The 26137-nt window shown below is 68.2% G+C and carries 30 protein-coding genes; 20 read left to right on the top strand and 10 right to left on the bottom strand.

Annotated elements, in window-relative coordinates:
- The first annotated feature begins 52 nt into the window (after window positions 1-52).
- From OG625_RS00345 to OG625_RS00310, 8 genes are all read left to right on the top strand, one after another.
- On the top strand, window positions 53-1630 hold the full coding sequence (locus tag OG625_RS00345) for an ISL3 family transposase (protein ID WP_329375761.1): 1578 nt from the start codon (window positions 53-55) through the stop codon (window positions 1628-1630).
- A gap of 43 nt (window positions 1631-1673) precedes the next feature.
- Window positions 1674-2102 (top strand): DUF4240 domain-containing protein, encoded by a 429-nt coding sequence (locus OG625_RS00340; RefSeq protein ID WP_329375759.1) that lies wholly within the window; start codon window positions 1674-1676, stop codon window positions 2100-2102.
- A gap of 209 nt (window positions 2103-2311) precedes the next feature.
- Window positions 2312-2917, top strand: coding sequence for a transposase (locus OG625_RS00335; RefSeq protein ID WP_329375758.1), 606 nt, complete (start codon window positions 2312-2314; stop codon window positions 2915-2917).
- 32 nt (window positions 2918-2949) lie between these two features.
- Window positions 2950-3357 (top strand): transposase, encoded by a 408-nt coding sequence (locus OG625_RS00330; protein WP_443067653.1) that lies wholly within the window; start codon window positions 2950-2952, stop codon window positions 3355-3357.
- Window positions 3358-3510: 153 nt separating this feature from the next.
- Window positions 3511-4131 (top strand): energy-coupling factor ABC transporter ATP-binding protein, encoded by a 621-nt coding sequence (locus OG625_RS00325; protein WP_329375756.1) that lies wholly within the window; start codon window positions 3511-3513, stop codon window positions 4129-4131.
- 147 nt (window positions 4132-4278) lie between these two features.
- On the top strand, window positions 4279-4776 hold the full coding sequence (locus OG625_RS00320) for an allene oxide cyclase barrel-like domain-containing protein (protein ID WP_329375754.1): 498 nt from the start codon (window positions 4279-4281) through the stop codon (window positions 4774-4776).
- 142 nt (window positions 4777-4918) lie between these two features.
- Window positions 4919-5125, top strand: coding sequence for a hypothetical protein (locus OG625_RS00315; protein ID WP_443067652.1), 207 nt, complete (start codon window positions 4919-4921; stop codon window positions 5123-5125).
- Between the two features lie 949 nt (window positions 5126-6074).
- Window positions 6075-6209 (top strand): hypothetical protein, encoded by a 135-nt coding sequence (locus OG625_RS00310; RefSeq protein WP_329375752.1) that lies wholly within the window; start codon window positions 6075-6077, stop codon window positions 6207-6209.
- Between the two features lie 233 nt (window positions 6210-6442).
- Here the strand turns inward: OG625_RS00310 and OG625_RS00305 are convergent, their stop codons facing one another.
- Window positions 6443-6916, bottom strand: a complete 474-nt coding sequence (locus OG625_RS00305) for a lamin tail domain-containing protein (protein ID WP_329375750.1) — start codon at window positions 6914-6916, stop codon at window positions 6443-6445.
- An 849-nt stretch (window positions 6917-7765) separates the two neighbouring features.
- Between OG625_RS00305 and OG625_RS00300 the strand changes: the two genes are divergently transcribed.
- A complete protein-coding gene (locus OG625_RS00300) occupies window positions 7766-7966 on the top strand; it encodes a hypothetical protein (protein WP_329375749.1) in 201 nt (66 codons plus the stop codon).
- A 563-nt stretch (window positions 7967-8529) separates the two neighbouring features.
- Here the strand turns inward: OG625_RS00300 and OG625_RS00295 are convergent.
- Window positions 8530-9444 (bottom strand): IS982 family transposase, encoded by a 915-nt coding sequence (locus OG625_RS00295; RefSeq protein ID WP_329375748.1) that lies wholly within the window; start codon window positions 9442-9444, stop codon window positions 8530-8532.
- Between the two features lie 72 nt (window positions 9445-9516).
- On the opposite strand from OG625_RS00295, the gene OG625_RS00290 reads away from it, so the two are divergent.
- Window positions 9517-10041 carry a GNAT family N-acetyltransferase gene (locus OG625_RS00290; protein ID WP_329375746.1) on the top strand — a complete coding sequence of 175 codons (525 nt, stop codon included), beginning with the start codon at window positions 9517-9519 and terminating at the stop codon, window positions 10039-10041.
- 584 nt (window positions 10042-10625) lie between these two features.
- Here OG625_RS00290 and OG625_RS00285 read toward each other — a convergent pair.
- Complete coding sequence (locus OG625_RS00285; protein WP_329375744.1) at window positions 10626-11186, bottom strand: hypothetical protein; 561 nt, start codon at window positions 11184-11186, stop codon at window positions 10626-10628.
- On the opposite strand from OG625_RS00285, the gene OG625_RS41305 reads away from it, so the two are divergent.
- Window positions 11103-11588 carry a zinc finger domain-containing protein gene (locus tag OG625_RS41305; RefSeq protein WP_443067851.1) on the top strand — a complete coding sequence of 162 codons (486 nt, stop codon included), beginning with the start codon at window positions 11103-11105 and terminating at the stop codon, window positions 11586-11588. The two genes, OG625_RS00285 and OG625_RS41305, sit on opposite strands and share 84 nt — an antisense overlap.
- Here OG625_RS41305 and OG625_RS00280 read toward each other — a convergent pair.
- A complete protein-coding gene (locus OG625_RS00280) occupies window positions 11503-12288 on the bottom strand; it encodes a hypothetical protein (protein ID WP_329375742.1) in 786 nt (261 codons plus the stop codon). The genes OG625_RS41305 and OG625_RS00280 overlap by 86 nt on opposite strands.
- Window positions 12289-12993: 705 nt before the next feature.
- Between OG625_RS00280 and OG625_RS00275 the strand changes: the two genes are divergently transcribed.
- The 3 genes from OG625_RS00275 to OG625_RS00265 all read left to right on the top strand — a co-directional run bounded on the left by OG625_RS00275 (window position 12994) and on the right by OG625_RS00265 (window position 15711).
- Window positions 12994-13272, top strand: a complete 279-nt coding sequence (locus OG625_RS00275; protein WP_329375740.1) for a hypothetical protein — start codon at window positions 12994-12996, stop codon at window positions 13270-13272.
- A 1089-nt stretch (window positions 13273-14361) separates the two neighbouring features.
- Window positions 14362-14733 carry a hypothetical protein gene (locus tag OG625_RS00270; RefSeq protein WP_329375738.1) on the top strand — a complete coding sequence of 124 codons (372 nt, stop codon included), beginning with the start codon at window positions 14362-14364 and terminating at the stop codon, window positions 14731-14733.
- Window positions 14734-14949: 216 nt separating this feature from the next.
- Window positions 14950-15711, top strand: coding sequence for a hypothetical protein (locus OG625_RS00265; RefSeq protein ID WP_329375736.1), 762 nt, complete (start codon window positions 14950-14952; stop codon window positions 15709-15711).
- Between the two features lie 246 nt (window positions 15712-15957).
- Here OG625_RS00265 and OG625_RS00260 read toward each other — a convergent pair whose 3' ends face one another.
- Window positions 15958-16128: a hypothetical protein gene (locus tag OG625_RS00260; protein ID WP_329375734.1), complete on the bottom strand. Its 171-nt coding sequence runs from the start codon at window positions 16126-16128 to the stop codon at window positions 15958-15960.
- Window positions 16125-17009 (bottom strand): hypothetical protein, encoded by an 885-nt coding sequence (locus tag OG625_RS00255; RefSeq protein ID WP_329375732.1) that lies wholly within the window; start codon window positions 17007-17009, stop codon window positions 16125-16127. The genes OG625_RS00260 and OG625_RS00255 overlap by 4 nt, the downstream gene beginning before the upstream one ends.
- 189 nt (window positions 17010-17198) lie before the next feature.
- Between OG625_RS00255 and OG625_RS00250 the strand changes: the two genes are divergently transcribed.
- Both OG625_RS00250 and OG625_RS00245 read left to right on the top strand, forming a co-directional pair.
- Entirely contained in the window at window positions 17199-18080 is an 882-nt protein-coding gene (locus OG625_RS00250; protein WP_329375730.1) for a hypothetical protein, read from the top strand.
- Between the two features lie 5 nt (window positions 18081-18085).
- Complete coding sequence (locus OG625_RS00245; RefSeq protein ID WP_329375728.1) at window positions 18086-19189, top strand: integrase; 1104 nt, start codon at window positions 18086-18088, stop codon at window positions 19187-19189.
- 183 nt (window positions 19190-19372) lie between these two features.
- Here the strand turns inward: OG625_RS00245 and OG625_RS00240 are convergent, their stop codons facing one another.
- Window positions 19373-19789: a hypothetical protein gene (locus OG625_RS00240; RefSeq protein WP_329375726.1), complete on the bottom strand. Its 417-nt coding sequence runs from the start codon at window positions 19787-19789 to the stop codon at window positions 19373-19375.
- A gap of 875 nt (window positions 19790-20664) precedes the next feature.
- Here OG625_RS00240 and OG625_RS00235 point away from each other — a divergent pair.
- Window positions 20665-20868: a hypothetical protein gene (locus tag OG625_RS00235; protein ID WP_329375725.1), complete on the top strand. Its 204-nt coding sequence runs from the start codon at window positions 20665-20667 to the stop codon at window positions 20866-20868.
- Between the two features lie 732 nt (window positions 20869-21600).
- Here OG625_RS00235 and OG625_RS00230 read toward each other — a convergent pair.
- Window positions 21601-22677 (bottom strand): Gfo/Idh/MocA family protein, encoded by a 1077-nt coding sequence (locus OG625_RS00230; RefSeq protein WP_329375723.1) that lies wholly within the window; start codon window positions 22675-22677, stop codon window positions 21601-21603.
- Between the two features lie 102 nt (window positions 22678-22779).
- Between OG625_RS00230 and OG625_RS00225 the strand changes: the two genes are divergently transcribed.
- Entirely contained in the window at window positions 22780-23367 is a 588-nt protein-coding gene (locus OG625_RS00225) for a TetR/AcrR family transcriptional regulator (protein ID WP_329375721.1), read from the top strand.
- 56 nt (window positions 23368-23423) lie between these two features.
- Here OG625_RS00225 and OG625_RS00220 read toward each other — a convergent pair whose 3' ends face one another.
- Window positions 23424-24281: a recombinase family protein gene (locus OG625_RS00220; RefSeq protein WP_329375719.1), complete on the bottom strand. Its 858-nt coding sequence runs from the start codon at window positions 24279-24281 to the stop codon at window positions 23424-23426.
- 114 nt (window positions 24282-24395) lie between these two features.
- Here OG625_RS00220 and OG625_RS00215 point away from each other — a divergent pair, with 114 nt between their 5' ends.
- Complete coding sequence (locus tag OG625_RS00215; RefSeq protein ID WP_329375717.1) at window positions 24396-24686, top strand: DUF6192 family protein; 291 nt, start codon at window positions 24396-24398, stop codon at window positions 24684-24686.
- A 30-nt stretch (window positions 24687-24716) separates the two neighbouring features.
- Entirely contained in the window at window positions 24717-25154 is a 438-nt protein-coding gene (locus OG625_RS00210; RefSeq protein WP_329375715.1) for an SMI1/KNR4 family protein, read from the top strand.
- A 9-nt stretch (window positions 25155-25163) separates the two neighbouring features.
- On the opposite strand, the gene OG625_RS00205 is transcribed toward OG625_RS00210, so the two are convergent.
- Complete coding sequence (locus tag OG625_RS00205; RefSeq protein WP_329375713.1) at window positions 25164-25904, bottom strand: hypothetical protein; 741 nt, start codon at window positions 25902-25904, stop codon at window positions 25164-25166.
- Between the last annotated feature and the right edge of the window lie 233 nt (window positions 25905-26137).

Raw genomic sequence — 26137 nt, 5'->3', positions numbered from 1 at the left:
GGCAGAGCACTCCCGAGATCCGGGTGATGCGCAGGGCGCCGGGTGAGCTGGAGTGTCAGGGCCGGTTCCGGACCCTGCCGATCCCGTACCAGGAGGCGGCCGACGCGTTCCAGCCCCCCCGCAGCACCGTGCGAGAACCCTCGATGGCACGGCTTCGTGCCCGGACTGCGAGCTTCCGTCGAGTCATGTGCACAGCTGCTACGAACGTCGGCTGGCCGACACTCCGGTCGGTGACCAGCCGGTGGTGATCGCACTGACCGTGCGGCGGTTGTACTGTGATATCGCCTTGTGCGGGCGTCGTACGTTCGTTGAGCAGGTTGCGGGGCTGACGTTCAGGTACGGGAGAAGGACTCCGGCCTCGCGCCGTGTCCTGGCGGTCGTTGCAGTTGCCCTCGCCAGCCGGGCCGGGGCCCGTCTGGCAGCTGTCCTGCAGACGAGGGTGAGCCGGACAACGCTGCTGCGGGCGATCATGGCCGTGCCTGATCCTCTCTGGGCCGTTCCAAAGGTGCTGGGTGTCGATGACTTCGCCACCCGTCGCGGGCACCACTACGGCACTGTCCTCATCGACTGCGAGACCGGCCGGCCTCTCGATCTGTTGCCCGGCCGCGGCGCCTCCACCCTGGCGGGCTGGCTGCGTGAGCATCCCGGCGCCGAGATCATCTGCCGTGACCGGGCCGCCTCCTACGCCGACGGCGCCCGGACCGGTGCACCGAACGCGATCCAAGTGGCCGACCGCTTCCACCTCTGGCAGAACCTCGGCACCGCCGTCGAAGCCACCGTCAGACTCCACAGCACGTGCCTCAAGGCGGCTTTCACCAGCCCTGATGGCCCTGCGAGCGATGGCGACAGCGCGGATGCGACGAAGACGATGTCGCCGATCGAAGCTCGCATCAGAGAGCGGCGCGCGACCATCCATGCCCTGCTGGCCCAAGGACCCGGGATCCGGGAGATCGCCAGGGAACTGCACATGGGCGGTAACACCGTCCGCCGCAACGCCCGCGCAGCAGTCCCCGAACAGCTGCTGACCGGAAGGCGCCAGCCCCGGGCCAGCCAGCTCGACCCCTACAAGCCCCACCTGGACAAACTCTGGGCCGAAGGACACACCAACGCCATCCGGCTGCATGCCGAGCTCCAAAACCTCGGCTACCGCGGGAGCTACCAGATCATCAGCCACTATCTGCGGCCGAGGCGCCGCCCACGCATCCGCGTTGTCCCACCCGCACCACCAGGAATCCGCCGGGTCACCGGCTGGATGATGCGGCACCCCGAGCATCTGGCCGACGGAGACCGCCAACAGTTCGTCGCCCTACTTGCCCACTGCGCTGAACTGAAGGCCCTCCACGAGCACGTCCGCGGCTTCGCAGAGATCCTTCAAACCCGCTCCGGTCAGCACCTCAAAGACTGGATAATCGCCGTCCGCACCGCGGACCTGCCACGTCTGCATGCCTTCGCCACCGGTCTGGAGAAGGACTGGGATGCCGTGCTCCAGGGCCTGAGTACACACTGGAACTCCGGCCCCGTCGAGGGCCGCGTCAATCACATCAAGATGGTCAAACGCCAGATGTTCGGGCGAGCCAAGCTCCCCCTGCTCCGCAAACGCGTCCTTCTCACAGCCGCAGCAAACTGGTGACCCGGAGCCAGGCCTGTCAGACCCCTGGGGCATGCTCGCCAGCATGAACGAAGACGCCTTCTGGCAGCTCATCGAGGACTGCAGGCCCACGGAACCTGACCCGGACGCCGACCTCCTTGCAGACACCCTCACTGAGCGGCTTGCCCAGTCTCCGGTGTCGCTGGTCATCGGCTTTGCCGAACAACTGTCGTGGGCGCTCTACCAGCTGGACCGCAAGGAGTACGGGCACGACCTAGGCGGAGACGCCTTTCTCTACACCCGTGCCGCAGTCGTTGCCGCCGGCCGCACGGTCTTCGACAGCGTCCTCGAAGACCCTGCGGCCTTCACTCCTTACGCCACCGATCTCATTTGGGCCGAGAGCCTGCTCTACACACCGGACCGGGCATACAGACGCATCACCGGGGAGGCGTGGGACCGCGACACGCGTTACTCCTACGAGTCGTACTCGAACACCGAGGGCTGGGCTGATTGAACAGCATGGCCTGCGGATGGTGACGAACTCCAGCGCTGTCGCCGGTGATCGTCCTCACGGAATGGATGCTGTTGGTGATCTTCGCTCGGTGGAGTGAAAGCACGCTGACATGCTGTTCGTGGTGACTGTCGACGTGCTGCTGTTGTCGAGCGGGGTAGTTCTGCCGGTCGGAGGGGGCCGGAATGGCAATGGGGTGTGGTTCGGGTCGGATGGTTCCGCCGCTGACGGTAAAGATGGCCCGGGCGAGCAATCCGCGGGGCACCGCAGCGATGTGGATGCGTGACCGTCTGGACGAGCTGTTCGTCGACGAGGACTTTGCCGCCTGGTATCCGGCGGATGGGCGCCCGGGTCTGTCGCCGGCCCGGCTCGCACTGGTGTCGGCACTGCAATATACGGAGAATCTGACTGACCGGCAGGCGGCGGACGCCGTCCGGTGCCGTCTGGACTGGAAGTACTGCCTGGGCCTGGAGCTCGATGATGCGGGCTTCGACTTCTCGGTGCTGAGCGAGTTCCGTGACCGGCTGGCCGAAGGGGACCGCGCGGACCGGCTGCTGGCTGTGATGGTCGAACGTCTTGCGGCTGCGGGCCTGGTCAAGCGCCGCGGCAGGGTCCGCACCGACTCGACCCACGTGTTGGCGGCAGTACGCCGGCTGAACCGGGGTGAGCTGGTCGCCGAGACCCTGAGAATGGCTCTGGAAGAGCTCGTGGTGAACGGCCAGGAATGGCTGGCCGGGCTCTCGTCACTGCGGACTGGGGTGACCGCTACGGCCGCCCGGTCCGCTATGACCGGCTTCCCCGCGGAGGCGATGCCTTGATCGCCTATGTGCTTCGGGTTGGCGAGGACGGCATGCACATCCTGCAAGCCGTTTACGACTCCGAGGCCCCACCCGGACTGCGGAAACTACCCGCTGTTGAGATCCTGCGGCAGGTCTGCCGCGTCCGCTACCGGAAGATCCGCCTGGTGTGGGCCGACGGCGGCTACACCGGCCGCCTGGTCGACTGGGCGAAGGAGACACTCCGGCTCACCCTTCAGATCGTCAAACGCACCGATGACATGAGCGGGTTCGTGGTGCTTCCACGCAGGTGGGTGGTGGAGAGGACGCTGAGCTGGCTGATGCGCTCGCGGCGCCTTGCCCGGGACCACGAAACCCGGCCCGAAAGCAGCGAAGCCGCCGTCCTGTGGTCGATGACCATGGGACGCCGCCTCGCCCGCCACCGGAGCCGAAACGTCACCCGGCAGCCCGCCTCGGCGTGAACACCCCGGGACGCTCCTCGGCCAGCCAGCCCCGCTCCACCAGCCGCTTCACCTTCGACCGCACACCCTCGACCTTCGCCGGCACCGACTTCGGCGGGTGGTCGGCCTCCGACTCCGGCCCGGACAGGGCCTCGGGCCAGCTCCAAGCGGGCGATGGCCCGTCGCTCCAGCACCGCCTCCGCCTTCGCAAGCTCGGCCAGCACCCGCTCCGCCTCCTCGCGGAGCTCCGGGCTGCCCGTCGGCGAGAAGCACATGGCCGAGATCCGGCGGAAGGTCGGCATCGTCTTCCAGGACCCCGACGACCAGCTGTTCATGCCGACCGTCCGCGAGGACGTGGCCTTCGGCCCGGCCGCGGCGGGCGTCCGGGGCGCCGAGCTGGACGCGGTGGTCCTGCACGCTCTGGAAAAGGTCGGGATGGCGGACTTCGCCGACCGGCCCCCGCACCACCTCTCCTTCGGGCAGCGCCGCCGGGTCGCCGTCGCCACGGTCCTCGCCATGGAGCCGGAGATCCTCGTCCTCGACGAGCCGTCCTCCAACCTGGACCCGGCCTCGCGCCGCGAGCTCGTCAACATCCTGCGCTCCCTGGACGTCACCGTCCTGATGGTCACCCACGACCAGCCGTACGCCCTGGAGCTCTGCCCGCGCTCGGTCATCCTCAGCGAGGGCGTCATCGCCGCCGACGGGCCGACGGGCGGGATCGTCGCCGACGAGGAGCTCATGGCCCGGCATCGCCTGGAGCTGCCGTTCGGCTTCGTACCGAGCTCCGCCGCCTGACTTTGGTCCGACCGGCTGGATGTGTCGGTGGTTCGTGCCGGGGTGCTCCGTGCGGCGGCGGAGTCGAGGTTATGAAGGGAATCGAACGGGATCGGATGGAAGTTCGCCTTCCGGTTATTCCCGAACATCAACCTCAGGAGTCGCATCATGCGCCCCATCAGAGCGGCCTGCCTCGGCACGGCCACGCTGGTCACCCTCCTCGCCTGCACCCCCGTCGCGGCCGCCGCGACGGACACCGGTTCCGCCCAGGCCGGGGGTAAAGGCCGGATCATCACAGTCCTGGCCGAGGTGCAGCAGCTGACCCGCTTCCCCGTCACCCCCGGCATCGTCTCGCAGGGCGATCAGGTCGTCGTCCGCTCGGACCTTTTCGACGAGGCGCACAACAAGGTCGGCGAGACCCACGGCACATGCACCACCACCCGGGGCGGCGCCGATGAAGCGGAGCAGTGCGTCGTGACCTACACCCTCCCGGGCGGCCAGCTCACCGTGCAGGGGATGTACTTCAACTACCTCGACCAGGGTCCCTTCGACAACGCGATCACCGGCGGCACCGGGGAGTACGAGAAGGCTCGCGGCTCGGTCCACTCCGACACGATCTTCACGACCCCCAGGGTCGTGAGGCGCTTCACGATCCACCTCGTCTGACGGACCCCGACGTCCACCTGACCCCGGAATCCGGCCTTCTCCCCTCGCGTTGCATCATGGGAGACGGTCGGACGAAAGGAAGTGTGGGTCAAGGGGACGTCCAGGGCGGCTCTCCCTTCGGATCGTCAAACGCACCGATGACATGAGCGGGTTCGTGGTGCTTCCACGCAGGTGGGTGGTGGAGAGGACGCTGAGCTGGCTGATGCGCTCGCGGTGCCTTGCCCGGGACTACGAGACCCGGCCCGAAAGCAGCGAAGCCGCCGTCCTGTGGTCGATGACCATGCTCATGGGACGCCGCCTCGCCCGCCACCGGAGCCGAAACGTCACCCGGCAGCCCGCCTCGGCGTGAACACCCCGGGACGCTCCTCGGCCAGCCAGCCCGCTCCACCAGCCGCTTCACCTTCGACCGCACCCCCTCGACCTTCGCCGGCACCGACTCCAGGCCCAGCCGCCCGGCCAACTCCCGCGCCCGCAGCCCGGACCCGCCCGCCTCCGCCTCCAGCACGCCCACCAGCCGCTGGTAGTCCGGCGCGAGCACCTCCATCGTCAGGCCCACCCGCCAGTGCGGCACCACCGACCCCGCCACCGGGGCCTCGGCAACGGCCGGCGCCGACTCCGGCGGGTGGTCGGCCTCCGACTCCGGCCCGGACAGGGCCTCGGCCAGCTCCAAGCGGGCGATGGCCCGTCGCTCCAGCACCGCCTCCGCCTTCGCAAGCTCGGCCAGCACCCGCTCCGCCTCCTCGCGGAGCTCTTCGACCCGAACTTGCGCGGCCGTCTCGCGCGCTTCCAACAAGCCCATGACCGAAGCCATCGACAACCTCCGTGTCATAACCGACAGACGTGACGGCCCGATTCTTCGTCGATTCAACAGAGTTCACGCCTGACCAGCGGAAACCCACCGATCAAGTCCGGAAAGACAACGGCTACTGACCCCTGCAGGCTTGCATTGCGGTAAGCCTATGTTTGACCTTCGGTCGCTTGAGTAGCTGCCGACGCATGGTTGGGTCCTCTGACCTGTGGTTTTGCGCAGAGTCTGAAGAGCTGCCAAAGCCTCACCGTAGCTCCGGCGCCTCCCCTCTGAGCCGTGGGAGGCAGAGAGCAGTTGACAGGCCGGCAGCGGATCCGCGTTCAACAGCGCGTCCGGAAGCCTGACGGCAGCCGGCGTCCTGGTATCCCCGGGCCTTGAGCGCACGTCTCTTACGAGGCTGCGCCGTGGGAGTGCTGGGACGAGGCCAGTCGGGAGCCGAGCCTGAACCGCATCTCGCCTGCGGCCCCCTTCTGATGTCCTCGGTTTGGGTGTGGTCGTCGAGTACGGCGAGGAGGATCATCAGGGCCCTGGCTTCATCCTCGCTGATCAGCTTCAGCCGGGTCTCGTTCACACCGTCGAGCAGTACATCCAGCATGTCGTCGTCCATGCCGACAACAAGGCCTGACGGCCCCGCCCGTCACAGGCGCGTGGGCGCATAAGGCTACGGTCCGCTTCGTTGCGTCTCCTGGTTGGTCAGGTCTTCGCTTGTGGCCTGGTCCGTCGGGTCGGCGGGTCATGTGGGGAGGTTGGGTGCTTGTCTTGTATGGGTGTGGCGTGCCGCGGCTGGTTGGCCGTGGCACGCCGTGGTTTCCTCTGGCGGCAGTTCACGGTCCCGGTGGGTGTGGCTGCCGGGGTGGGTTAGCGGTGGTGGTGGTGGCCGCGGCGGCCCCAGGACTCGGTGTCGATGACGTTGCCGCGGTTGTCGCGGAGGGTGGCGGTGTCGCGCTCGTCCCAGATCTGGTGGCGGCGGTCCTGGTAGACGTCGTGGCGGGTGTCGCGTCCGCTGCCGGTGTGGACCCTGACGCTGGAGTGGCCGTCGAGGCGGAAGTCCTGGAAGCGGTAGCGGTTGCCGTCGCGGTCGGTGAGGGTGAACCCCCGCAGGTTGACGCTGTGGCGGCCGGTGTTCTTCACCTCGACCCATTCGCGGTTCAGGGCGCGGTGGTCGCGCCCGCGGCCAGCGTTCTCGACGTCGCCGATGACGATGGAGGAGTGCGGGCCGCGGTGGTTGCGCCGCTGGTCGTCGGCGGCGGCCGGCATCGCTGCCGCGCCGATCAGGGCGCCGGCGGCGAGGAGGCCGGCGAGAGTGCGGCGGGTTGCGAGAGAAGCAGACATGCGGATGGCTCCTTGGGCGGTCAGCCCGCCCGGCCTCGTGCACGCCGGGCGGGCTCCGAACAGTTCCCGGCGGTCCTGCCGGGGAGCCACACTCTGGCCCCGAATCACGCCCGAAAGCGGCGAAAACAGCGCGTGTTGCCCAATGAGGACATGTCCGTAACTCTCCCTTGTAGAGGGCATACGTCAAGCCGCATTGACCCCCGGAGGCGGCAGGTCCGATCCCAGCCCAGGAGGCCCATGGACTGCAGCGTCCCGCCTCACCGATGCCCCGGCTTCTTCGCCGCCCATAGCCCTGCGCCGAACGAGTTCAACGCCTTGTAACAGCCACCTCTGTGATTCCGCCAAACGTCCCCCAGCACGACAACATCTGCGACGGAGGGGAGGAACAGATCCGCAAGCCGCTCCGCAACCTCATCCACTGCCCAGCGGGCGAGGCTGAGGCCGGGGTCGGGGCTGGTACCGGCGACGGCGATGTCCATGTGGTCGCCGTGCAGGGCGAGGCGGAGGGTGCAGGGGTCCGTCGGTGTGCCGATCGCGTTCGCGACGAGCTCGCCGACGACCAGGAGGACGATGTCGGCGCTTCCCGGGTGGGTGGGAGGCTGGGCGCGGGTGGCGTGGGCGAGGAAGGCGCGGGTCGCTTCACGCGCCGATGCGCAGGCTCCGCCGACAGGCGGCAGGCCCCGCCGGGTCCTGGAGCGCCTGTCTTGTCCCGGGCGGGGCAGCCGCCTCCGGTGCGTTGACTGCGGTTCGGCGGAAGATCGTTTCCCCAGTGAATTGAGCCCCCCACTCGGGTGAGTTGGCTGCCCGCACCATGTCCAGGCACCGGCTGGGCGCGCTACACCCAGCCATGTGATCAAGAACCTGATGTGGCGTGGTCTGCCCGCGCTCGCTCTCGCCGCCCTGCCCCTGCTCGCCACCGCCCCCGCCTCCCACGCCGACCACCGCCCGGCCGCCGCGCCTGTCTCAGCCGCAGCAGCGGGCACTTCCGGGTTGGGTATGCGGGCGCCGCTGCCGTTGTTCGAGGCGGTGGACCGGATCCCGGTTCCCTAGGAGCAGCGCGAGGGCTACGCGCGGAGCCTGTACAAGCACTGGAACCGCGGCCTGAACGCCACCGACGGGTGTGACACCCGCCGAGAGGTGATCCTGTCCGAGGCGCTTGAGGCTCCGCAGGTGGCTGCTGGCTGCAAGCTGTCGGGCGGGGTATGGCTGAGCCCGTACGACGACGTCACGATGACCGACGCGGCAGGCATTGACGTTGATCATTGTGTCCCACTGGCCGAGGTTCACGACTCGAAGTAGGCGGAGTTGGGCTGGACGCATCATTCCGTCGCTTCCGCCGACAGTGCGGTGCGACCTGAGAACGGGGGTGTCACTCGTCCAGGTGAGGGTGTGGGGTTCTGGACCTGGGGTGGAGTATCCGACGCCACGATGTTGCATTAGGTGCAACCGTCGGAGGTGTGGGGTGGGTGTGGCAGATGTGCCGGGTGCGATCCGGCTGGTCCGTGCAGGCAACGTCCGTGCGCTGGACCCGGAGCCCGCCATGTTCGAAGCCATGCTGCGCGGGTGGCAGGACCAGCAGCGGAGCCGACTTCTAGATGATCGATTCCAAGGGGTCAGTGATCGTAGGCGGTCAGTGAGCGCAGGATGGGCTGGCGGGTGTGGTCGTTGTGCCAGATCGCGGCCGTCAGCGCGAGGATTCGCTGCATGACGCGGGCGATGACACCGCTGGGTGTGCGTCCGCGGTGCTGCTCGAGATCGAGCTGGCCCTTGAAGGTTTCGTTGACCGACTCGATGACCTGCCACAACGGCTTGAACAGGGGCGCGTCGGGCCGGTCCGGCTCGCCCTTGCGGGCTGGCCGCAGCAGCCGGATGCCCTGCTCGACCAGTTGATGTTCGAAGTCGCGGCCGAAGTAGTTCTTGTCGCCGATCAGCGTCTGTCCGGGCCGGTCGGCGACAAGGCCGGATTCGGCGGAGAGGAGGTCCAGCAGGGTCTCGCGCTCGTCGGCCTTGGCCCCGGTCAGGGCGAAGGTGACGGGCAGGCCGCGGAGGGTGCACACCAGGTGTAGCCGCAGGCCCCAAAAGAAGCGGCTGTGGCTGGCGCAGTACCCGTATTCTGTCCATCCGGCCAGGTCAGAGCGCTTGACGGTCTCGCGCGAGCGTCCGCATTCCACCGGCGTGGAGTCCACGATGCACACGTCGTCGCTCCACATTGAGGTGTCGTTGGCCAGCAGTCGGGTGACCCGACGCAGCAAGTCGGCGGCCTTGCGCGGACGCTTGTTGTAGCCGGGCTGCTTGGGCAGGTACGGGAAGAGATGCCGCAGGTGAGCGCCGGCGTGGCGGAGCCATCTGGCCTCGGAGGTGAAGCCGAGCATGGCCTGCATCATCGCGAGCGTGACCAGCTCGGCGTCGCTCAGCTGCGGGGCAATCCCAACCGTCGGCCGCCACGGAGCGAGATGCGGTGAGTCCTTCAGCAGGTCGTCGGTCTTCACATAGAGTGCGGTGACGAGGGTTTCCAACTCTGTCTTCACACAATGACGTTGGGCGCCCTCGTCCTATGCGCGCAGCCGATCCCTTGGAATCGATCAGTTAGCCTCCCGTCCATGGAGACGATTCTGTACGGCGCCGAGGTGACCCTCCGGCCTGCTGTCCCCTCCGACGTTCCGGCGCTGGCCGCCATCCGGGCGAAGCCCGAGGTGTACGCGCGCTGGCGTGGCGACGCGGACCTTGCCGCGGAGGTCGCCGGCGACCTCGGCGATCCCGGGGTCAGCTTGCTGGTCATCGAGCTGGACGGCCGCACGGTCGGTGGCATCCAGTGGGGCGAGGAGACCGATCCGGACTACCGGCACGCGAACATCGACCTCTATCTGGACCCGGCGATGCACGGACGGGGCCTGGGCACCGACGCCGTCCGCACCCTGGCCCGGCACCTCATCATCGATCACCGCTTCCACCGCCTGGTGATCGATCCGGCGGCGGACAACGCCGCCGCCCTCCGCTGCTACACCAAGGTCGGCTTCCGCCCGGTCGGCATCATGCGCAACTACGAACGCGGACCGGACGGCAGCTGGCACAACGGGCTCCTGATGGACCTGCTGGCCGATGAGCTGACCGCCTACGATCACTGACCCCTTGGAATCGATCATCTAGCTGACAGCGATCTCTCGATTTCGCGACAGTGGTGTAGATACGGGGAGTGTCTTGGCGGGCCCTGGGCTGACGCTGGCGGGGGTGGCTCCGCGCGTGTCGTCTATGTCCTGAGGCCACACACCACAAGCCGGCGGACGGCGGCCGTGGTGCCGGGGCCGGCCGCGGTTGGGGTCGGTGCAGCCCGCGCCGATACGGCGCGCCTGGGTGAGGCCGCCTCGGTGCCCAGCCGCACTGGGGGCAGTACCGCCGAGCGCCCCAAGATTCCGAGGTGACCGTCAGTCCGGCCGGGAGGGGCGCCCGCATCGTGGGCACCCCTCCCGGCATGTATGCCCAGCGTGCACAATCAACCTGCTGTTGAAGCCATATGAGGCCGAAGCGCGGCGCAATCCCGGGGCCCCCATTCCGCCAGCGGCACCGTGACCTCCGACCACCGGAAGGACCGGGCGGCGGTGACCGTCCGCGTCCCGCGGTCGACGCCGAATCGAGCAGCCCGCCCACACCCCGGCGCGTGTCTCCCCCCACCGCCCTGTCCCGGCCCTCGGCGGCACCGAGGGTGGCAGTGTCAGCGTCCTCGCCGGCACAGCTTGTGGGCCCCGCTCCATTTCCCCTGGTGGTCTGCCCGGTCCCGGGCGAGCTTCACTACTCCCCAGAAGGGCAGTCGTTCGCCTTGACGACACAGCTTCGCAAGCCTGCCGCGCAGCTCGCCACCGACGCCGCTCGCATCCTCACCGTCCTCCGTTGGAAGCGCTGGAAGGACAGCGAGCCGGCCCTCGTCGAACTTGCCGATCGCCAGGCATCCGTGACCGGGCTCCGGCTCCTCGCCCTCGAACAGGGCGACACGGGCGACCGCGACCACGCGTCCGGCATACGCCGCATCGCCGGCCAGGCCCTCGAACTCGCCGCCCGCCTCGACTCCATCGGGATCGAGGAGGCCGAAGCCGTCGTCCTTGGCACTGCCCCACTCGGCAAGGGCGCACCGCAACTGACACGTGATGTCTTCGCCGTCCTTACCGACACCTTCGGCGTCAGGCCCTTCAACTTGGGGCCTATAAGCCTCGACTTCGAGTGCCCCACCTGCGGCGCCGAACCCGGGACGTTCTGCCGCACCAAGAGCGGTGCCCACGCCTACTATCACGTGCCACGGGAGCAGGCGGCACGAGACGCCCGCGACGCCCCCCCATTGACCCACGCACCAGCCCGGCCTACACCTTGGCCGCAACCGCCCCGACATGGTCCCACTCGCGCTCCGCACGCCGACCGCGCCCGGCCCGCCAGTGCGCTAAACCCGCGCAGCCGGTCGAGGACAGCCGTGGGGAACACGGGCGAGCGCGCGCAGCGTGGGCGGGTCTGGTCGTCGTGGTGCCCGCCGAGGATGGCGAGCAGCGAACAACGCCACGCCTCCGAGCCCGCGGGTTCGACGCCAGGTCACGCGCCGCCGCTCAGGTTGTGGGCTGGTGCTGTTCGAAGTCGTTGGAACGCAGCACTGCGCGGGTTGCCGTTATCAAGTTCGTCAGGGCCGCGCTGAATGCGGTATGGCGTTGGTGCTTGAGCGGTTCGAGGGTGGGCAGTGCCGCGTCGGCCAGGAGCAGTTCGGCTTCGTTGCTGCTGATGTCAGGTATGTCGTCCAGTGCGGTCGATGCGGCCGACCGGAAGGCCTGCTGCTCGCCCTCGTTGTCCTCGGCCTCGTACGCGGTGCGCAGCGCTTCGAGCGTGGACAAGGCCCTGCGGGCGATCTGGTACCCGGGTCGCCCCACGCGCTGGCTGGTCAGGAGCAGGGTGACCCTGGCAGCGTCAGCACGCGAGGACGCGAGCTGTAGGTAGTCCTCGACGGCCGTCACGACCTGGCGGGCCAGTTCCACGACCTGCTCGGGAGCGATGACCTCCACCTCGGCCAGCTGCACCTGCAGGTCCGTGTACGCCTGTTTAGCCGGTCCGTCGTAGCCGGGCCGTAGGAACATCAGGCTCGCGCTCTTGACACTGTCCCTGGCGGCACGGATGAACGCGGCTATCTCGATTCGGCGGTCCGTGTGCAGGGCGGCGAGGCGCTGCGCCTCGGCCGTGATGCGTGCGGCGTCGCGCGCCGCGGATGCCTGTGCCTTCCCACCGCTTGCCTGGATCTTGGCGCCGATCCGGTTGCCCCAGATGCCGCCGAGGATCGCGAGGAAGGGCACCAGGATGGTGAGGGCTCCGGAGTTGTCTGTGATGAAGTCGAAAATCTGGTCCACGCGGGACATCTTGCCCGGGCTGGCCGTGGTTAGGGTCGCTACAGCCTGCGCCGACGGGTGTACACGGGCGCGTGTGACGTCCTTGGCTGCCTCCATTGGACAAGCCGTGAGGGACGCTCAGGCGGCCGCTGTGGGCTCGGGTGGGTGCCAGGGCGAGTGAGGCAATCCGGGTGGCGAGGGCCATTCGTTCGCTGCTGGGGGTCCGATATGGCGAAAGCCGATGACGGCCATGTGGCGTCATCGGCTTTCGTGCGGGTCACGCGCCAACGTGGCCTGCAATGTCCCTGGGGTTGCTTTGGTTGGAGCCAGTAGCAGTCAGGGCGCCGGGATGCACGCACGCATACCTCTCGCATCGCGTTTGGATGCGCGTACGAGAATGAAGGCTACGGATCCTTGCGTACGGTTTGATAGTTCATCGGCTGGGACGGAAGTTGGGCCAAATGTTTTTTGCGGCCCCTGCGACGGCGTAACCCCAGGTCAACGCTTGATCAACACAATTTCACGCATTCACAAACTTTGGACCTCTTCGGGGCCAATTCCGGGCTCTTGGTGCAAGTGCCCTGGGGCCTGGGATCGTTGGCGTCGCAGATGCTCTGTCCGCTGCTCGGGTGACGCCAATCATCCAGTGGTCAGGGGCTGTTGGAGCCAGTAGCAGCCGGTCGGAGACCTTCGTGGTCGCCGTCCGGGTATCCCGGGGAGTCCATCATGGAATCGATCGACGGGGTGTCCGCCCCGACCGGCGGCGTGCGTTTCACCGCAGCACACGCCTTCGTCATTACGGCGTACCTTGCGGCCGCGGTCCTTCTCGCCTTGATCGCACACATGCCGGTGCAGGACATTCTCGTTCTTTTGGGCGGCGCTGGTGCGGTCAGCGTCGCCGTGCTGGTCGCTTCGAATGTCAATGACGGCAAGGGCGGCAGGACCGGTTTGCTGCGACGGCTGCTGAACGCCGCTGTCGGTCCCGGCAACGGGAGCGTGAACTAGTGGCCCGGCCGGGGCGTCCCGAAGCCCCGTCGGAGGCAGGATCCCCGAGCTGGGTGAGCTGGCGCAATTCCTCCGCGACCGTCGTGGAGGCGTCCCGTACTCCGAACTGGCCGCACGTAGCGCCTGGGGCGCTTCGACGCTCAAGCGCGCGGCCTCCGGCAATACGCTTCCTACCTGGGGTCACGTCCAGGGGTACCTGCGCGCCTGCGAGGTCACCCGGGGTACCGACTACGAGTATGCGGCGCGGCTCTTGGCGCAAGCCACGGAGGCCTGTCGGTATTCGGCTAGGGCGACCGTTGAGCCGCGCCCCGACCTCGTCTCGGACCGGGCCGACCTGAGCAGGGCCCTGCGAGACGCCTATGCCGCCGCCGGATATCCGCCGTTGCGGTGCCTGTCTGAACGTGGGGGCCGCTGGCACTTGTCCCGCAGCACTGCCCACCGCATCGTTACGGCGCGGGCCCTGCCGGCGGATCTTGCGCAGTACCTCGCCTTCCTCCAGCGTGCACGGTGCCCGACGACACCACGTCGGCCTGGTTTGCCGCCTGGCACAAGGTTTGGGGTACAGCTCCTTCCTCCGAAGCTCAGCACCTGCGGCCCCTACGGGACTCGAGCTCGGGACGTACCTCACCTGGGCTGCTAAGCAACGTGACAGGCTTGCGGTCACGGCACCGGGTCGGCCCCTCCGTCGGGCCACGACCTCCAGGCTGCCCCCGACCGGCCCGCCCACGCACGGGGATCCGCCGAAAGCGGCCCATTGAGCGACAACACCGAAGGCCCTCGCCCAAGAGGGGCGAGGGCCTGGAGCGGAGATGTGATGTGCATGGTTGCCGATCTCCAGCAGCCCGTCGCGGAACCGGCGCTCGATCTCGTGTGGACGTTTGCGTAATTCGGCTCTGTCGCAGATCTTGTGACGCCTGACGTAAGCACTGACGTCAGCCCGGGCATGATGTGCGTATGTTCGATTTTGGGATTGAGGGATACCGTCCGCGTTGGCTGAACGGCCCAGGTCTCGTGGTGCGGACGCATGGGCGTCGTCTCCACGCGCTGAGCGGCCGTCCTCTGACGAGGGTCTGGATGGTGTGGGACCTCGTGGACGATGAATGGTTCTATGACTGCCCCGTACTGCTGGACTTCGATGGCGTGCAAGTGGAGATCAATCAGCAGAAATTCGGCGACCTCTCCCTGACCTGGAACACGATCGACCCCTGCCGTCCGGTCAGCTGGACCGGCTTTGACCTGGAATGGCGCTCTGATCCGCTGCCTGAGCTGCAGACGATCCGCGGGATGAATCTGCAGGGTGTCGAACTGCTCGAGTGGACTGTGGACAACGTCGCCAGCCGCACCACGGACGTGAGCTTCGTCTTCCCCGACGCCCGGCTGACGGTCTCCAACGCCCTCGACGAGAACGGCCTGACCTTCGATCCTCCCAGCCCGAACCAGCGGGTGCGGCCCTGCCTCTGAAGCATCAACCTCGTGCGGCTCGAGTTATGGCCCCGACAGTCAGAGAGACGCGGCGTCACAAGATCTGCGACAGAGCCCGTATTTCCCCAGGCTGTCATCCCGACGTTCCGGAGGTGGCCGGAGGCCAGCGTACCTGACAGCAGCTCGAACTACCGACCCGGGTAGGGCCACACGAACTCACATGACATCTGTGGCTGGCTCCACGACCATGAGCTGATGATCGTGCGACCGGACTTTCTCAGCCTGAGCATCGTGTGCCCACCGCCTGATGAGGGTGGCGTGGAGGTCCGCCCGATCGTCAATGGCCGGGATCTTCTGGCTGATGTGCTCCCTGGGGGCGTGGGAGGCTCCCGGTACCTGGGAGTGGGCCCCCGGTATCTGTTGGACCGGGACGGGCCGTTGCATGCCACCGCGACGCCCCACGAGGCTCGTCTCGCTTGGTCCGGGTGCGGCGCGGAGGAATGCTGTGGTGCCCTGTACGTGACGGTCACGCGTGAAGGGGATCATGTTGTCTGGGCGGGCTGGCGCGACCCGGCCAACCCGGACGTAGCCCTGCCAGAGCTCCGGTTCACCGCAGCTCAGTACGAGACCGAAGTCCTACGAGCCGGAGAGGACCGCAGCTGGGAGTGGCCGGCAGGAGCAGTTGCGCGGCTGCTTGAGGCAGGGCTGAGGGGACGCGAGGACTGGCTCCTCCGGTGGGAGTGCGAGTTGCAGTACGTCTGGGCCTCCCGCAAGCAACCCGACCGAATCCAGGTCATCCTGATGCACCCCCCTAGCGGGCCCGATACGGAGCTGCCCTGGATCCAGCTCGGGATGACCCTCCCGATCTCCGCGGACGACCCGTCGGACCAGGCCGAGAGCCTTGAGGCTCAGCTGACCGCAGGCGATCCCCGTGCCACCGCCGAGGTCTGGGGAGGTTCGCATCATGCCGAGCAGCTGGGCTACCCATGGCCGCCGGTCGACCCGCCGTTCATATGAACAGCAGGGAGAGTCGGGTTAGGGCCCCGCCGGTGGGCGTCCACTCGCAACCGTTATCCCCATGGGGAAGCGTGACTGCGAGGGTGGGGAATTGCGGTGACCGTCGACATCTCGATGCCGTGGTCCATTAACTCCAGGAAGTAGCGGCCCTTGCCGAAGATGTCCTGGTACTCGGAGGCCGACTTCAGGGCCTCGCCACTGAGCTGCGCGATAGTCAGCGGCCACGAGCAGCTGGACCTCGACCGGTCAAGCAGCGTCCGGGTCGTCGTCCCGTTCCTCCCGGCCCGAGGGCCGAGCCAGCATCGGGCAAGGGCGGCGGGCACGGAACTTCTTCACGGTCCAGGCGGCGACTGCCACGAAGGCAGCGGCGCTGGTGCTGCCGAGGAACTCGGGCAGGGCATCGTAGAGGAGGCTCATGACGTGCTTCCCTCGGAGCCAGTAGTCCAGAGTGCGGTTCGGCGGCGTGTGTGCTCAGTGCCTTGGCGCTTGAGCTTGCGCCGGACCCGCTCGCCGAGGGCGGCTGGATCGGCGGCGCCGGCGAGGGCCGCGGCTTCGGTCCAGGTGGTGACCTGCCAGTGGGCCCAGGCCAGTGCCACCTTCCGCTCGGCGGGAGTAAGGGCGTTAAGTACCGCCCTCAGACGTGGATCGTCAGTGCCGAGCAGTGTGCTTTCCGGGTCGGGCCGACCTGCGACCAGGTCGTACAGCGTCGCGCCATGGCCGAGGGGCGTGTCCAGCAGCAGCACTCTGCCGTGGCCGGCCTTGCGCCGCCACAGCGGTGTGAGCTGCCGGTGGATGGCCCGCGCCTCGGCCGCCAACTGCGAAAGGGATGACGGGTGGAGCATCTCGCCCCGGTGCAGCGGGGCCGCCCATTCGCCGAGCAGCGCGGTGGAGACGGCCTCCCGCCAGTGCGGACCGGTACGCAGGGCGAGCTCATGGGCGGTGAAGGCGTCCACGTGCGCGTGGTCACCTACCAGAGCGGCCTGCCGTGCGCCGAGCGCGCGCACCGTGCCCGGAAGATCGGGCGGGGCGGGGAAGGCGACCATCTCTCCCATGGCGATGCCCTGCAGTTCCTCGGCGGCGCTGTGGGGAGCCCGCAGCTCGATCAGCGGGCCGTAACTCGGCAGCAGCTGGATATCCGGCTTCCGGTAGATGCGAGACAGCGGCCCGTCCCGGTAGACGCTGAGCACGTCCATGCCCGCGCCGGAGTTCATGAAGATGAAGGTGTCCGGGTGGTTCCTCAGGGAGTCGTTGATGCAGTCAACGACGTCGTGGGTCCAGAGGCGGGGGAAGTGGCCCATCGGGGAGGTCCTCCTTGTCGATCGGCAGCATGCATCACCTCTCGGTCCCGGGGCAGCCCCGGTCCGTCAAAGAATCTTGAGGACCCCGAATCTCCCTCATCACGTCGGATAAGCTCTCCTTATCCGACGCGACAGAACGGGACATGACGACCCGTCGTCCCGAGCGCCGGACCTGGGGGAGGACTCGACGTGAGCACGCACCCCGACCTGCCCGACACCCTGGTCCACTTCACCGGCCGGCCCCGCAGGCAGAGCGACCTGCCACCGGACTTCGCCCACGGCGGCGCCGAGGACCGCCTGGTGAGCATCCTGCACAGCGGGACCCTGCGCGGGGCGCCGGACTACTGGTCCGACGCCCCGGTGATCTCCTTCAGCGAGGTCACCGAGGACGCCCGCCGCGCCATGCTCCGCGACGGGGCCGGCAGGCGGGGCCCGTACGCCCCCTGGGGTCTCGTGCTCGATCGCCAGCAGCTCATCGGCGCCGGGGCCCGACCCGCCCTCTACGTCTCCCGCGAGGAACGGGACCGGATGAGGGCCGAGCTGCCGCCGCGGACGTACAACCGCTGCGTGGTGTACGAGCCGCATCCCGGGCGGCGACGGTCGGATTGGCTGCACGAACGGGAGTGGCGGCTCTGCTTCGAGGCCGAGGCCGAGCCCGTGCTGTCCATCTGGCCGGAGGTCGGCGTCGAGGCCGGCGCGGTGTCCTTCACGCATCATCTCGTCGCCGGCGTCATCGTCGGCACCCAGGGCTGGACGCCGCCGCCCCGCGACCGGAGCCCGGAGGAGGCGGTCTCCGGCTTCGCGACCGCGGTGCAGGCCGTGCAGCGCCTGATGAGGGAGAGGCCTGACGTGCCGTGGCCGGGCATCCCCGTGGGCTCGTACAGCATAGGTTTCGCCCGCTCCGCGAACGGCATGGCCCGTTGGTACTGGAACGGAGAGGCGCTCGTGCCGGACGGCGTCATCGACATCCAGGCCCAGGAACGGGAGACCACCATGCGCTGGGGCGGCACCCTGCCCGGGTTCAGCGTCACCGTCGGCCCCGAAGGGGTCCGGACAGGAGCTGCGCGGTGACGGCCGTGTCTGAGACGTCCGCTCCCGACGATGTCCGCCCGGCGGCCGCCCTGTCGCTCCTGGCCGCGGACGCCGCCGCGCGGCAGGCACTGATCACGCGGTGGGCCGAGCGGCACGGCGTCGACGCCGCCCGCCGGCTGGCCGAGGCCGAGGACCTTGCCGACGCGGTTGCCGCCGAGATCACCCCGGACAACACCGTGGACACGTACAAGAAGTCGTGGCGGGTGTGGACGCGGTTCTGTGCCACCGCCGGCCTGCCCGAACGGGAGGGCTCCCGCGGCGCGCTGGTCGCGTTCGTGGCCTGGATGCTGCGCGAGGGTCGGCAGACCGGGAAGGGCTACGCGCCGAGCTCCGCCGACACCCACCTCGCCGCCGTCGTCATCGGCATGCGCGAGCGCGGGACCTCCGTCAGCGGCGACGACCAGGCCGAAGCCCGCAAGGCCCTGGCCGGGCTGGAGGTCAAGCTCCTGCAGGCCGGGGAGCGGCGCGGCCGCGGCCAGGCAGTCGGCGCCGACATCGACGGGCTGTACGCCATCGCCCGCTCCTGCCCCGACACCCTCGCTGGCGACCGCGACAAGGCCCTCGTCCTCACCGGCTTCCACTACGCCTCGCGCTCCCAGGATCCCGCCGGCCTCCAGAGCGGCGACGTCACCCTGCACCCACGCGGCCTGGTCGTCACCGTGCTCACCGGCAAGACCAAGCACTCCGTCCGCAAGGCGAAGATCGGCTACGCCCAGGACCCGGAGATCTGCCCCGTCCGCGCCTACACCGCCTACCGCGAGCGCCTGGTCGCCGAGCACGGCCAGCAGTGGGCCGCCCCCTCCACCCCGGCCTTCGTCGGCATCGACCGACACGGCCACATCACCGGCGGCCTGGTCCCCGACAGCGTCACCCGGGCCATCAAGCGGATCTCCACCCGGGCCGGGGTGCCAATCTCCTGGACCGGGCACTCCCTGCGCATCGGCCTTGCCTCCACCGGCCGGAAGAAGGGCAAGGACGCCATCGCCATCGCCGACCAGGGCGGCTGGGCGCGGCACTCCCGCTCGATGCTCGGCTACATGCAGCGTGAGGACGGCTGGGACGACAACGCCTCCGCCGGCCTCACCTGAAAGCCTGTTGGGGTTCCGAACCGTGTCACCAGCCGCAAATAGCCGTCAGGGCCTCGTGACCGCAGTCTTCTTCGGTTGGCGGGGCGCGGTCCTCCCACGGTCGAGGTGTCCGACACGGCCCCGGACTCCTATCTCCGCCTCAGGGGGAAAGTGCTCTACCACTACCGCCGGGGGCCTGCCGGATTATCCGATGTACACGTTGATGGCCAGGTGCAGGGCTATCTCGATGGCCTTCTCGTCGCGCAGCACGACCGCGACGTTGGTGTCCTTGCTGGGCTGGTTGCCGTACTCGACATAGCCGCTGTCCTCGTACTCCCGGGCAACGCTGTCATCGGCGTCCAGGTAGAAGTCGACTCGGCCGCTCGGCATGTTCAGGTAGGCGACCGTGTACTTGGTGCCGTCTCCCCAGAACCGCACGTAGCGACTCGGCTTGCGGGTGCCGGGCCGCGTTCGGGGGGTGTCCGCCGTGAAGCCGTAGCCGACCTTCAGCATCGTGCGGGTGAACTGGTCGGCGAGAGCCGCGGTCTCCGCCTCATGCGGTTGACCGCCCCAGATCAGGTTCATGATCCGGTGAATCTGGGCGGCCGAAAGCTGCTCCATGTCGTCCTTTCTCGTCGGGGTTGGGTTGGAGGCTGAGGTGTCCTGGTCGGCTCAGTCTCCAGTCCGGGCGCTTCGTGGTTCGGAAGCGAGCACGGACGTGTTGGGCAGTGCGAGCGCAGTCGCGGTACATGGAGCGCCCGGGTTCCAGGCCCCCGCAGGCTTAAGCTGCCAGGTGATCTTAGGGCGGCAATCGAACAGTTCGGGAGGACTGTCCACCTGATGGGCCGTCCGGAGATCTCGGATCACCGTTCACGGCAATCGCCGCGCCTCGATCGAGACGGGCAGATCCTCGCGAAGACGTCGCATCCAGGCATAGAGATCGAGTCCACCATCGACGTCTGCCAAGGCATGGGGAGCATGCCGGACTGGCGGGTCATGGGCAGGAAGATCTCGGACGTCATCTACAAGGAGATTGACTCCCTCGGCGACACGATCAGGTGTGCCCAAAGGCTCTGCTCCCGCGTCGCGTCCACGCGCTGCACCTGCGACCTGCTGTCGAAAGGGCCGCCTTGTACGTACAACCGCGCGCACCTGCGACGTGACCAAGCCGCCGTTCACGCACGAAGAAGTCCCAGGTGACGCACCCGGTCATCGACTTCATCGACAACTGCGTCGACGAGGAGAAGTAGTCCGTCTCCGGTGCTGAAAGTCCTGTTCACGGGCATGGGTCGGTGCCTTGGCAGGTTGCGATGCTGACTCCGGTGAAGGGACCTGCCTGCGGTGGGCGACGTCACCGACGGCCCGTTGTCAGCGGGTGTAGATACTCTGAACGGGCCCATACAGAGAGCGTGTGCAGCTTCTGGAAGGCCGGGTTTTGACGGACCGTCGCCCCGGCCCTCCAGTTGAGGCGCGGCGGTCCTGATTGGGGGACTCACATGCCCGGTAGCGACAAGCCGATGTCCGACGGTTCGGAGGACGACGGCGCGCCGCGTGTCCGGGGTGAGAGTCACAGCACCGTTCGCGATGTACTGCTCGCCGGCGTAGCCCAGGCCCTTCTGGCTGGTCTTGCGGACGAGACCGCGCACTGGATCACTCAGTTCGCGGTGTGGCTGTACGAGATGCTGGTCAGCCGCCTGTAAAACGCGACGCGCCCCTTGGTGGTAGGACACCAAGAGGCGCGAGGTGCGGGGTTCCACCCGCGGCGGTCTCTGTCCCTGCTTCGCAGGCCGGGCAGAGGCCGCCGTTCTCATGACTTCAGTCTGCCGCCCACCACTGACAATGGGTGGATGATCAAGAAGAGGCGGCTTGACGTCACGCAACACACCCCACTGTAGCGAGTGGCCGTACGGGACCTGGAGTGCCTTGGCCAAGCGTTTTGCACCGGGAGCACGTTCGCGTCGACGGCCGACAACCTGTACTACGGCCGCGCCACGAGCGACACGAGCTTTCCCAAGGACCTGCTGGAGCGCAACACCGGTATGTACGGCACAGACGGCCCTCTCCTATCTCTGTCCTGTCTCGGTGAGGGCGGCGCGCTTAGCGTGCTTGTCGGCGGTCATCGTGGTCTCCCGACCGGCGGAGTGTCCCCATGCCTCCCCGCCACGGGCGAACGGCCACGGACGTGAGGGTGCTGCTGTGCGCGAGGGTGCCCTTGTCCTCGTTGCCGTCCCCGGCATGGGCGGGGCGGCTCGGAGTCAGGCCGGCGCGGCGGCTGGTCCCTCACGCTACCGGGACCGGACATCGTGAGGGACCCTCCCCCAACTTTCTTGGCCGAACTACCCCGGCCCGCCAAGCCCAAGGACTGGGCACCGCCGTTTGCGGCTGGTGGCATGGTCTTACCGCCACCCCCGGTAGCGCGACGGTCAGGGCCATCATGCGACCTTCTCCGCGACGCCGGACTCTGCGGCGCGTTCGATGGCCGCGAGCACCCTGTGGTGAGCCGCGGCGGTGTGGAAGTCGGGGTGGGGCCGACGTCCTTCGGCGATCGATTGGGCGATCTCCTGGTAGACGGCCGCAACGTTGGCGACCGGTCCGGCGGCGGGGTCGAAGGGGACAGTCCGGTAGTCGCCGGGCACCTTCACCGGCTCGCCGTTGACCCGGATGTCCCAGTCGGTCCAGTGCATAAACGTGCCGGGTCGGGTGGGAGCAACCGTCAAAGTGCCGTTCGAGCCAACGAACTTGACGAAGAATCCGTCCGGATTCCCACTGCCTCCGTGCACGGCGACGGACGCGGTGGCGCCGTTCTCCAGGACGCCGTGGAGCAGCACCTGTGCGGGCACCCCGTTGGGCACCGTCCTGCCGGTTCCCGCGACTTCGACGTGGTCGTACGGGCGGGGAAGGCGCGCGGAGACCTCGACCAGCCTGCCCGCCATCCGGTCCAGCGTGGCCAGGAAGTGTCCGGCCATGATGGTCAGGAGCGAGGTGCCCGCAGCCGGGTCGGTGGACCAGGCCAGCTCCGGCGGAATGCGGGCGCCGCCCAGCGGGTCGCCCGCAGCGACCAATACGGCCGATTCGAGTCGGCCGATCGTGCCTCCGGCGATCAGGTCGGCCACGTACCGGGCGTCCGGGGATTGGTATCCCTGCAGATTCACGGCGTGAACGACGCCGGCGTCGCCGGCCGCCCGGGCGAGGTCGTCCGCTTCGGCGGCGTCCACGCCCAGCGGCCACTCGGAGAGCACGTGCTTGCGCGCCTCTAGCGCGGCCCTGATCACCTTCGCGTGTTCGGACGCCCTGACCGACACCACGACCAGGTCCACGTCGGGGTGGGCGGCGAGCGTCCCGGCATCGGCGAAGGCGAGTGGTACGCCGTGGGCAGCCGCCGCCTTGTCCGCGCTGGCCTGGTTGGTCGTCGCGACCGCGGTCACCTCGAACCCGGAGAGCCCGGCGAGTGCGGGCAGGTGCGACGCGCCGGCCCAGCCACTGGCTCCGACGATCCCGGCTTTGATCATGCGTCCCCCTAGTTTCGTACCGATCGATACGAAACTAGGGGGGTGGGCGTCTGAGTTCAAGGGGTAACGTACCGATAGGTAAAAAACTTGAGGAGGTACGGCATGCCAGGCGGCCGCCCGCGCGCCTTCGACCCGCAGGCTGCGCTCGATCGGGCGCTTGAGGTGTTCTGGCGGCAGGGCTACGAGGGGACGTCCCTGTCGGACCTGACCGCGGCCATGGAAATCAACAGGCCCAGTCTGTACGCGGCTTTCGGCAACAAGGAGCAGCTGTTCCGCAAGGTGCTCGACCGCTACTTCACCAGCCCCGGAGCCTTCGCCGCCGAGGCCTTGGATGCGTCCACCGTGCGGGATGTCGTCGAGCAGCTGGTCCTCGGGGCCGTCGAGCTGACCACCGGGCCGCACACGCCCCACGGGTGCCTGAGCGTCAACACCGTGCATGCCTGCGGTCCGGACTCCGAACCGATCCGCCAGGAGGTGATCGCACGGCGGATGGCCGGCGAGGCTGCGCTTCGTCGGCGCTTCGAGCAGGCAGCCGACCTGCCAGCGGACTCTGATCCGCGCGTCCTCGCCCAGCTGGTGCACACCATCACCGACGGCATCGCCGTGCAGGCGGCGAGTGGCCATACCCGCTACCAGCTGCACCAAGTGGCCGACCTGGCGCTGCGCACGCTGTTTCAGCTGCCGAGCTGATCGGTCTTCACTTCCGGTACTTCTCCAGGATTGAACGCTAAGGACTCCGGCTGACGTCAGCGGCTTGCTGTCTCGTCGTGTTCGCGGAGCATTCGCATGACGGTGGCGGGCGAGGGGCGCTGTCCCTTCTTCGAGCCGGTGGTGATGACGAGCCGCTTGGCGATGTCGCGCAGGCTCATCTCCTGGTCACGGAGGTGGGGGGCCATGGAGAGCATGGAGTCGTCGGTGACGCTGGCGCCGCCGATGGTCTTGCCGCGCTTGCGGGCGGACTCGTGTCCTTCGAGGGTGCGGTCGCGGATGTACTCGCGCTCCATGCCGGACATGGCCGCCAGCACGGTGAACACGATGCCGGAGGGGGCGTGGGAGCCCGTCAGCTCTCCGGTGAGGAACTCCAGGCCGACGTCACTGACCTTCAGTGCCTCGGCGAGCATGGCGAGTTCGATGCCGCGGCCGAGCCGCTTGTGCTCGTGGACGACGAGGGTGACGGCGACGCCGGAGGAGCGGATCTCCCCGGCGAGCTTCACCGCGGCCTCCAGCTCGGGGCGTCGGGTGGCGCGGGTGGAGATCTTCTCCGAGAAGATACGGGTCACCCTGGCCTCGGTGAGGGAGTCGAGCTGTGCGTCGAGGGACTGCAGGGCGGTCGAGGCGCGGGCGTACCCGAGGCGGACGTGTCCGACCGGTGTCGTGCCGGTGCTCGCGGGCCGGGGCAGCTCGGTCCACGCCGAGCCGGGCTTGCGCACGGCCGGGGTTGGGACGCTCAAGAGCTTGGCGAGTTGGGGCACGAGGCGGAAGCGGGCGGTGTGGTACTGGATGGCCACCTTGCCCTTGCCGGTCCGGCACGGGGAGCCGGCGGGGGCGGCGCAGGTGGACATCGGGCAGTCGTGCGATTCCACGCGCTTGAAGTCGTCGTTCACAGCCCTCACCTTTCATGAGGGTGTTTCAGGCGTCCCACCGTTTGCAACGCCTCATGAAACATGGTCGCCGCAGGTGGACTGCCGGGCGGCGCGCCGTTTCACAGGCGACCACCTATGAAACGGGGACTGGCGTACGTACACGCCGAGCAGGGGCGCCCCAACGGGCGGGTTCGACGGGAAGGGGAAGTCGCCGCGGTCGTCACCGGCGATCTGCTCAAGCGGCCCACGGTCGTCGCGCAGGTCCGGCAGGAAGACCGGGTCCGGGCGGTCGAGGAGATGACCCGCGACGACCACATCGCCGCGAGGGTGACCACGGGCCTGCTGCGGCGCCCGGACGTCGCCTTCCGGGCCATGTCGGACGATTATCCGGACTACGAGTTCTGCTTGGCTGGGCCCAGCGTGTAGTCAGTGAATCGGGTCACTACGATTCTGATCATGTGGAGAGAGACGGCCTTGCAGGCCTTTCCTGGCGTCGGCTTCCGAGAGCCAGCTCATGCCCCCGAAGTCGCCGAGGCTGAGCGACGGCTTGGCCGGGAGATGCCTCCAGAGCTGAAGCAGCTGCTCCTTCAGAGCAACGGGGTTATCGGTCAGACTTCGGTCGACACCGTCTGGGCACTCGACCGGATCGTCGAGCAGAACCTTCTCTTCTGGTCCGACCCATCCTTCGCCCAGTTGTATATGTCGTTTGAAGCCCTGCTGTTCTTCGGAGACAACGGGGGCGGTGATCACTTCGCCTTCGTGCAGAGACCGCAGCGTCCCGACATCTTCGTGTGGGAGCACGAGACCGACAGCAGGCGGTGGGCGGCCGGCGACCTGCGGGACTACCTCAGCCGCTCACTTCGCGAAGGTGGCGACGACTGGTATCAGCTGTAGCCCCCTGGCTCAACGCATATTCTTCGCGGTATCGCGTAGCTGCTGTACCTGGTCCAGTGTCAGGCGGCGGACGTCCCAGATGAGGCCGGTCACGTCGACGACTACCTCAGACGGGGACGCCGTCCTGTCCCACAGGTCGACGCCGGTCAGTGCGGCCAGGTCGTCGGCGCGGATGCCGAGCACGATGGCGTAGTCGGCCAGGAGATCGGCGGTCAGCTCCATGCGGCCGTGGCCGACCTGCCCGTACGTTGCCGCAGACCAGTACCGGCCGGTCAGGGCCAGGAATGTCTGTGCCCCCGCCAACCACCCCAGGTTCCGGTTGGCGAGCAAGCGCATGAGCAGTCCACCAGGACCTGGCGGGTACTGCAGATACGCGCGCGGTTCCGGGACCGGCTGGGTGCGGCGCTCCTGCGGCAGCGATCGCGCGATCTGACGCAATTGGTCCCGTTGAGCCCGCGCCAACTGGGCTGCGTGCCAAGCGAGGCGAGCCACAGCCGTTCCGGCTAGAGGGTCCAGGGGCGTCATCTCCAATGGCAAAGTCACCGCGGCAACGACATACAGGTCCTCGGTCTCCAGGTGGAAAACAGGGGCGAGCCGTCGCAGCAACGACGGGCTGGGCGCTGCACCACCCAACACCGCCCGCAGCTCAGCCTCCGGGACAGAGGACAAGCGGGACAGGTCATCAACGCACAGCCCGCGGTGCTCCGCCAACCGGCTCAACAACACATCGAATCCTGGGAATCCCGTCACCCGGTTCAGCCTAGGCCCCCGTGAGGCAGCCCTACCCGATCACCAAGATGATCTCCGGCAATCAGGTTGGCTCTGGCTTCGTTCTGGAGATCACTGGCGTGCCTAGATCGGTGAGGCCGCTCCGGTTGGTGCCGCGCATCCGCTGCTGGCTGCGGTCGAGGGCCGTGAGCTTCTCCTTGGCCTTGGTGAGGCTGACCTGGGGCCCTGGACTTCACCGAGCCAGCCGTTCATCC

The sequence above is a fragment of the Streptomyces sp. NBC_01351 genome, assembly GCF_036237315.1.
Lineage (GTDB): Bacteria > Actinomycetota > Actinomycetes > Streptomycetales > Streptomycetaceae > Streptomyces.
This window is presented reverse-complemented; position numbering and strand designations above follow the sequence as displayed.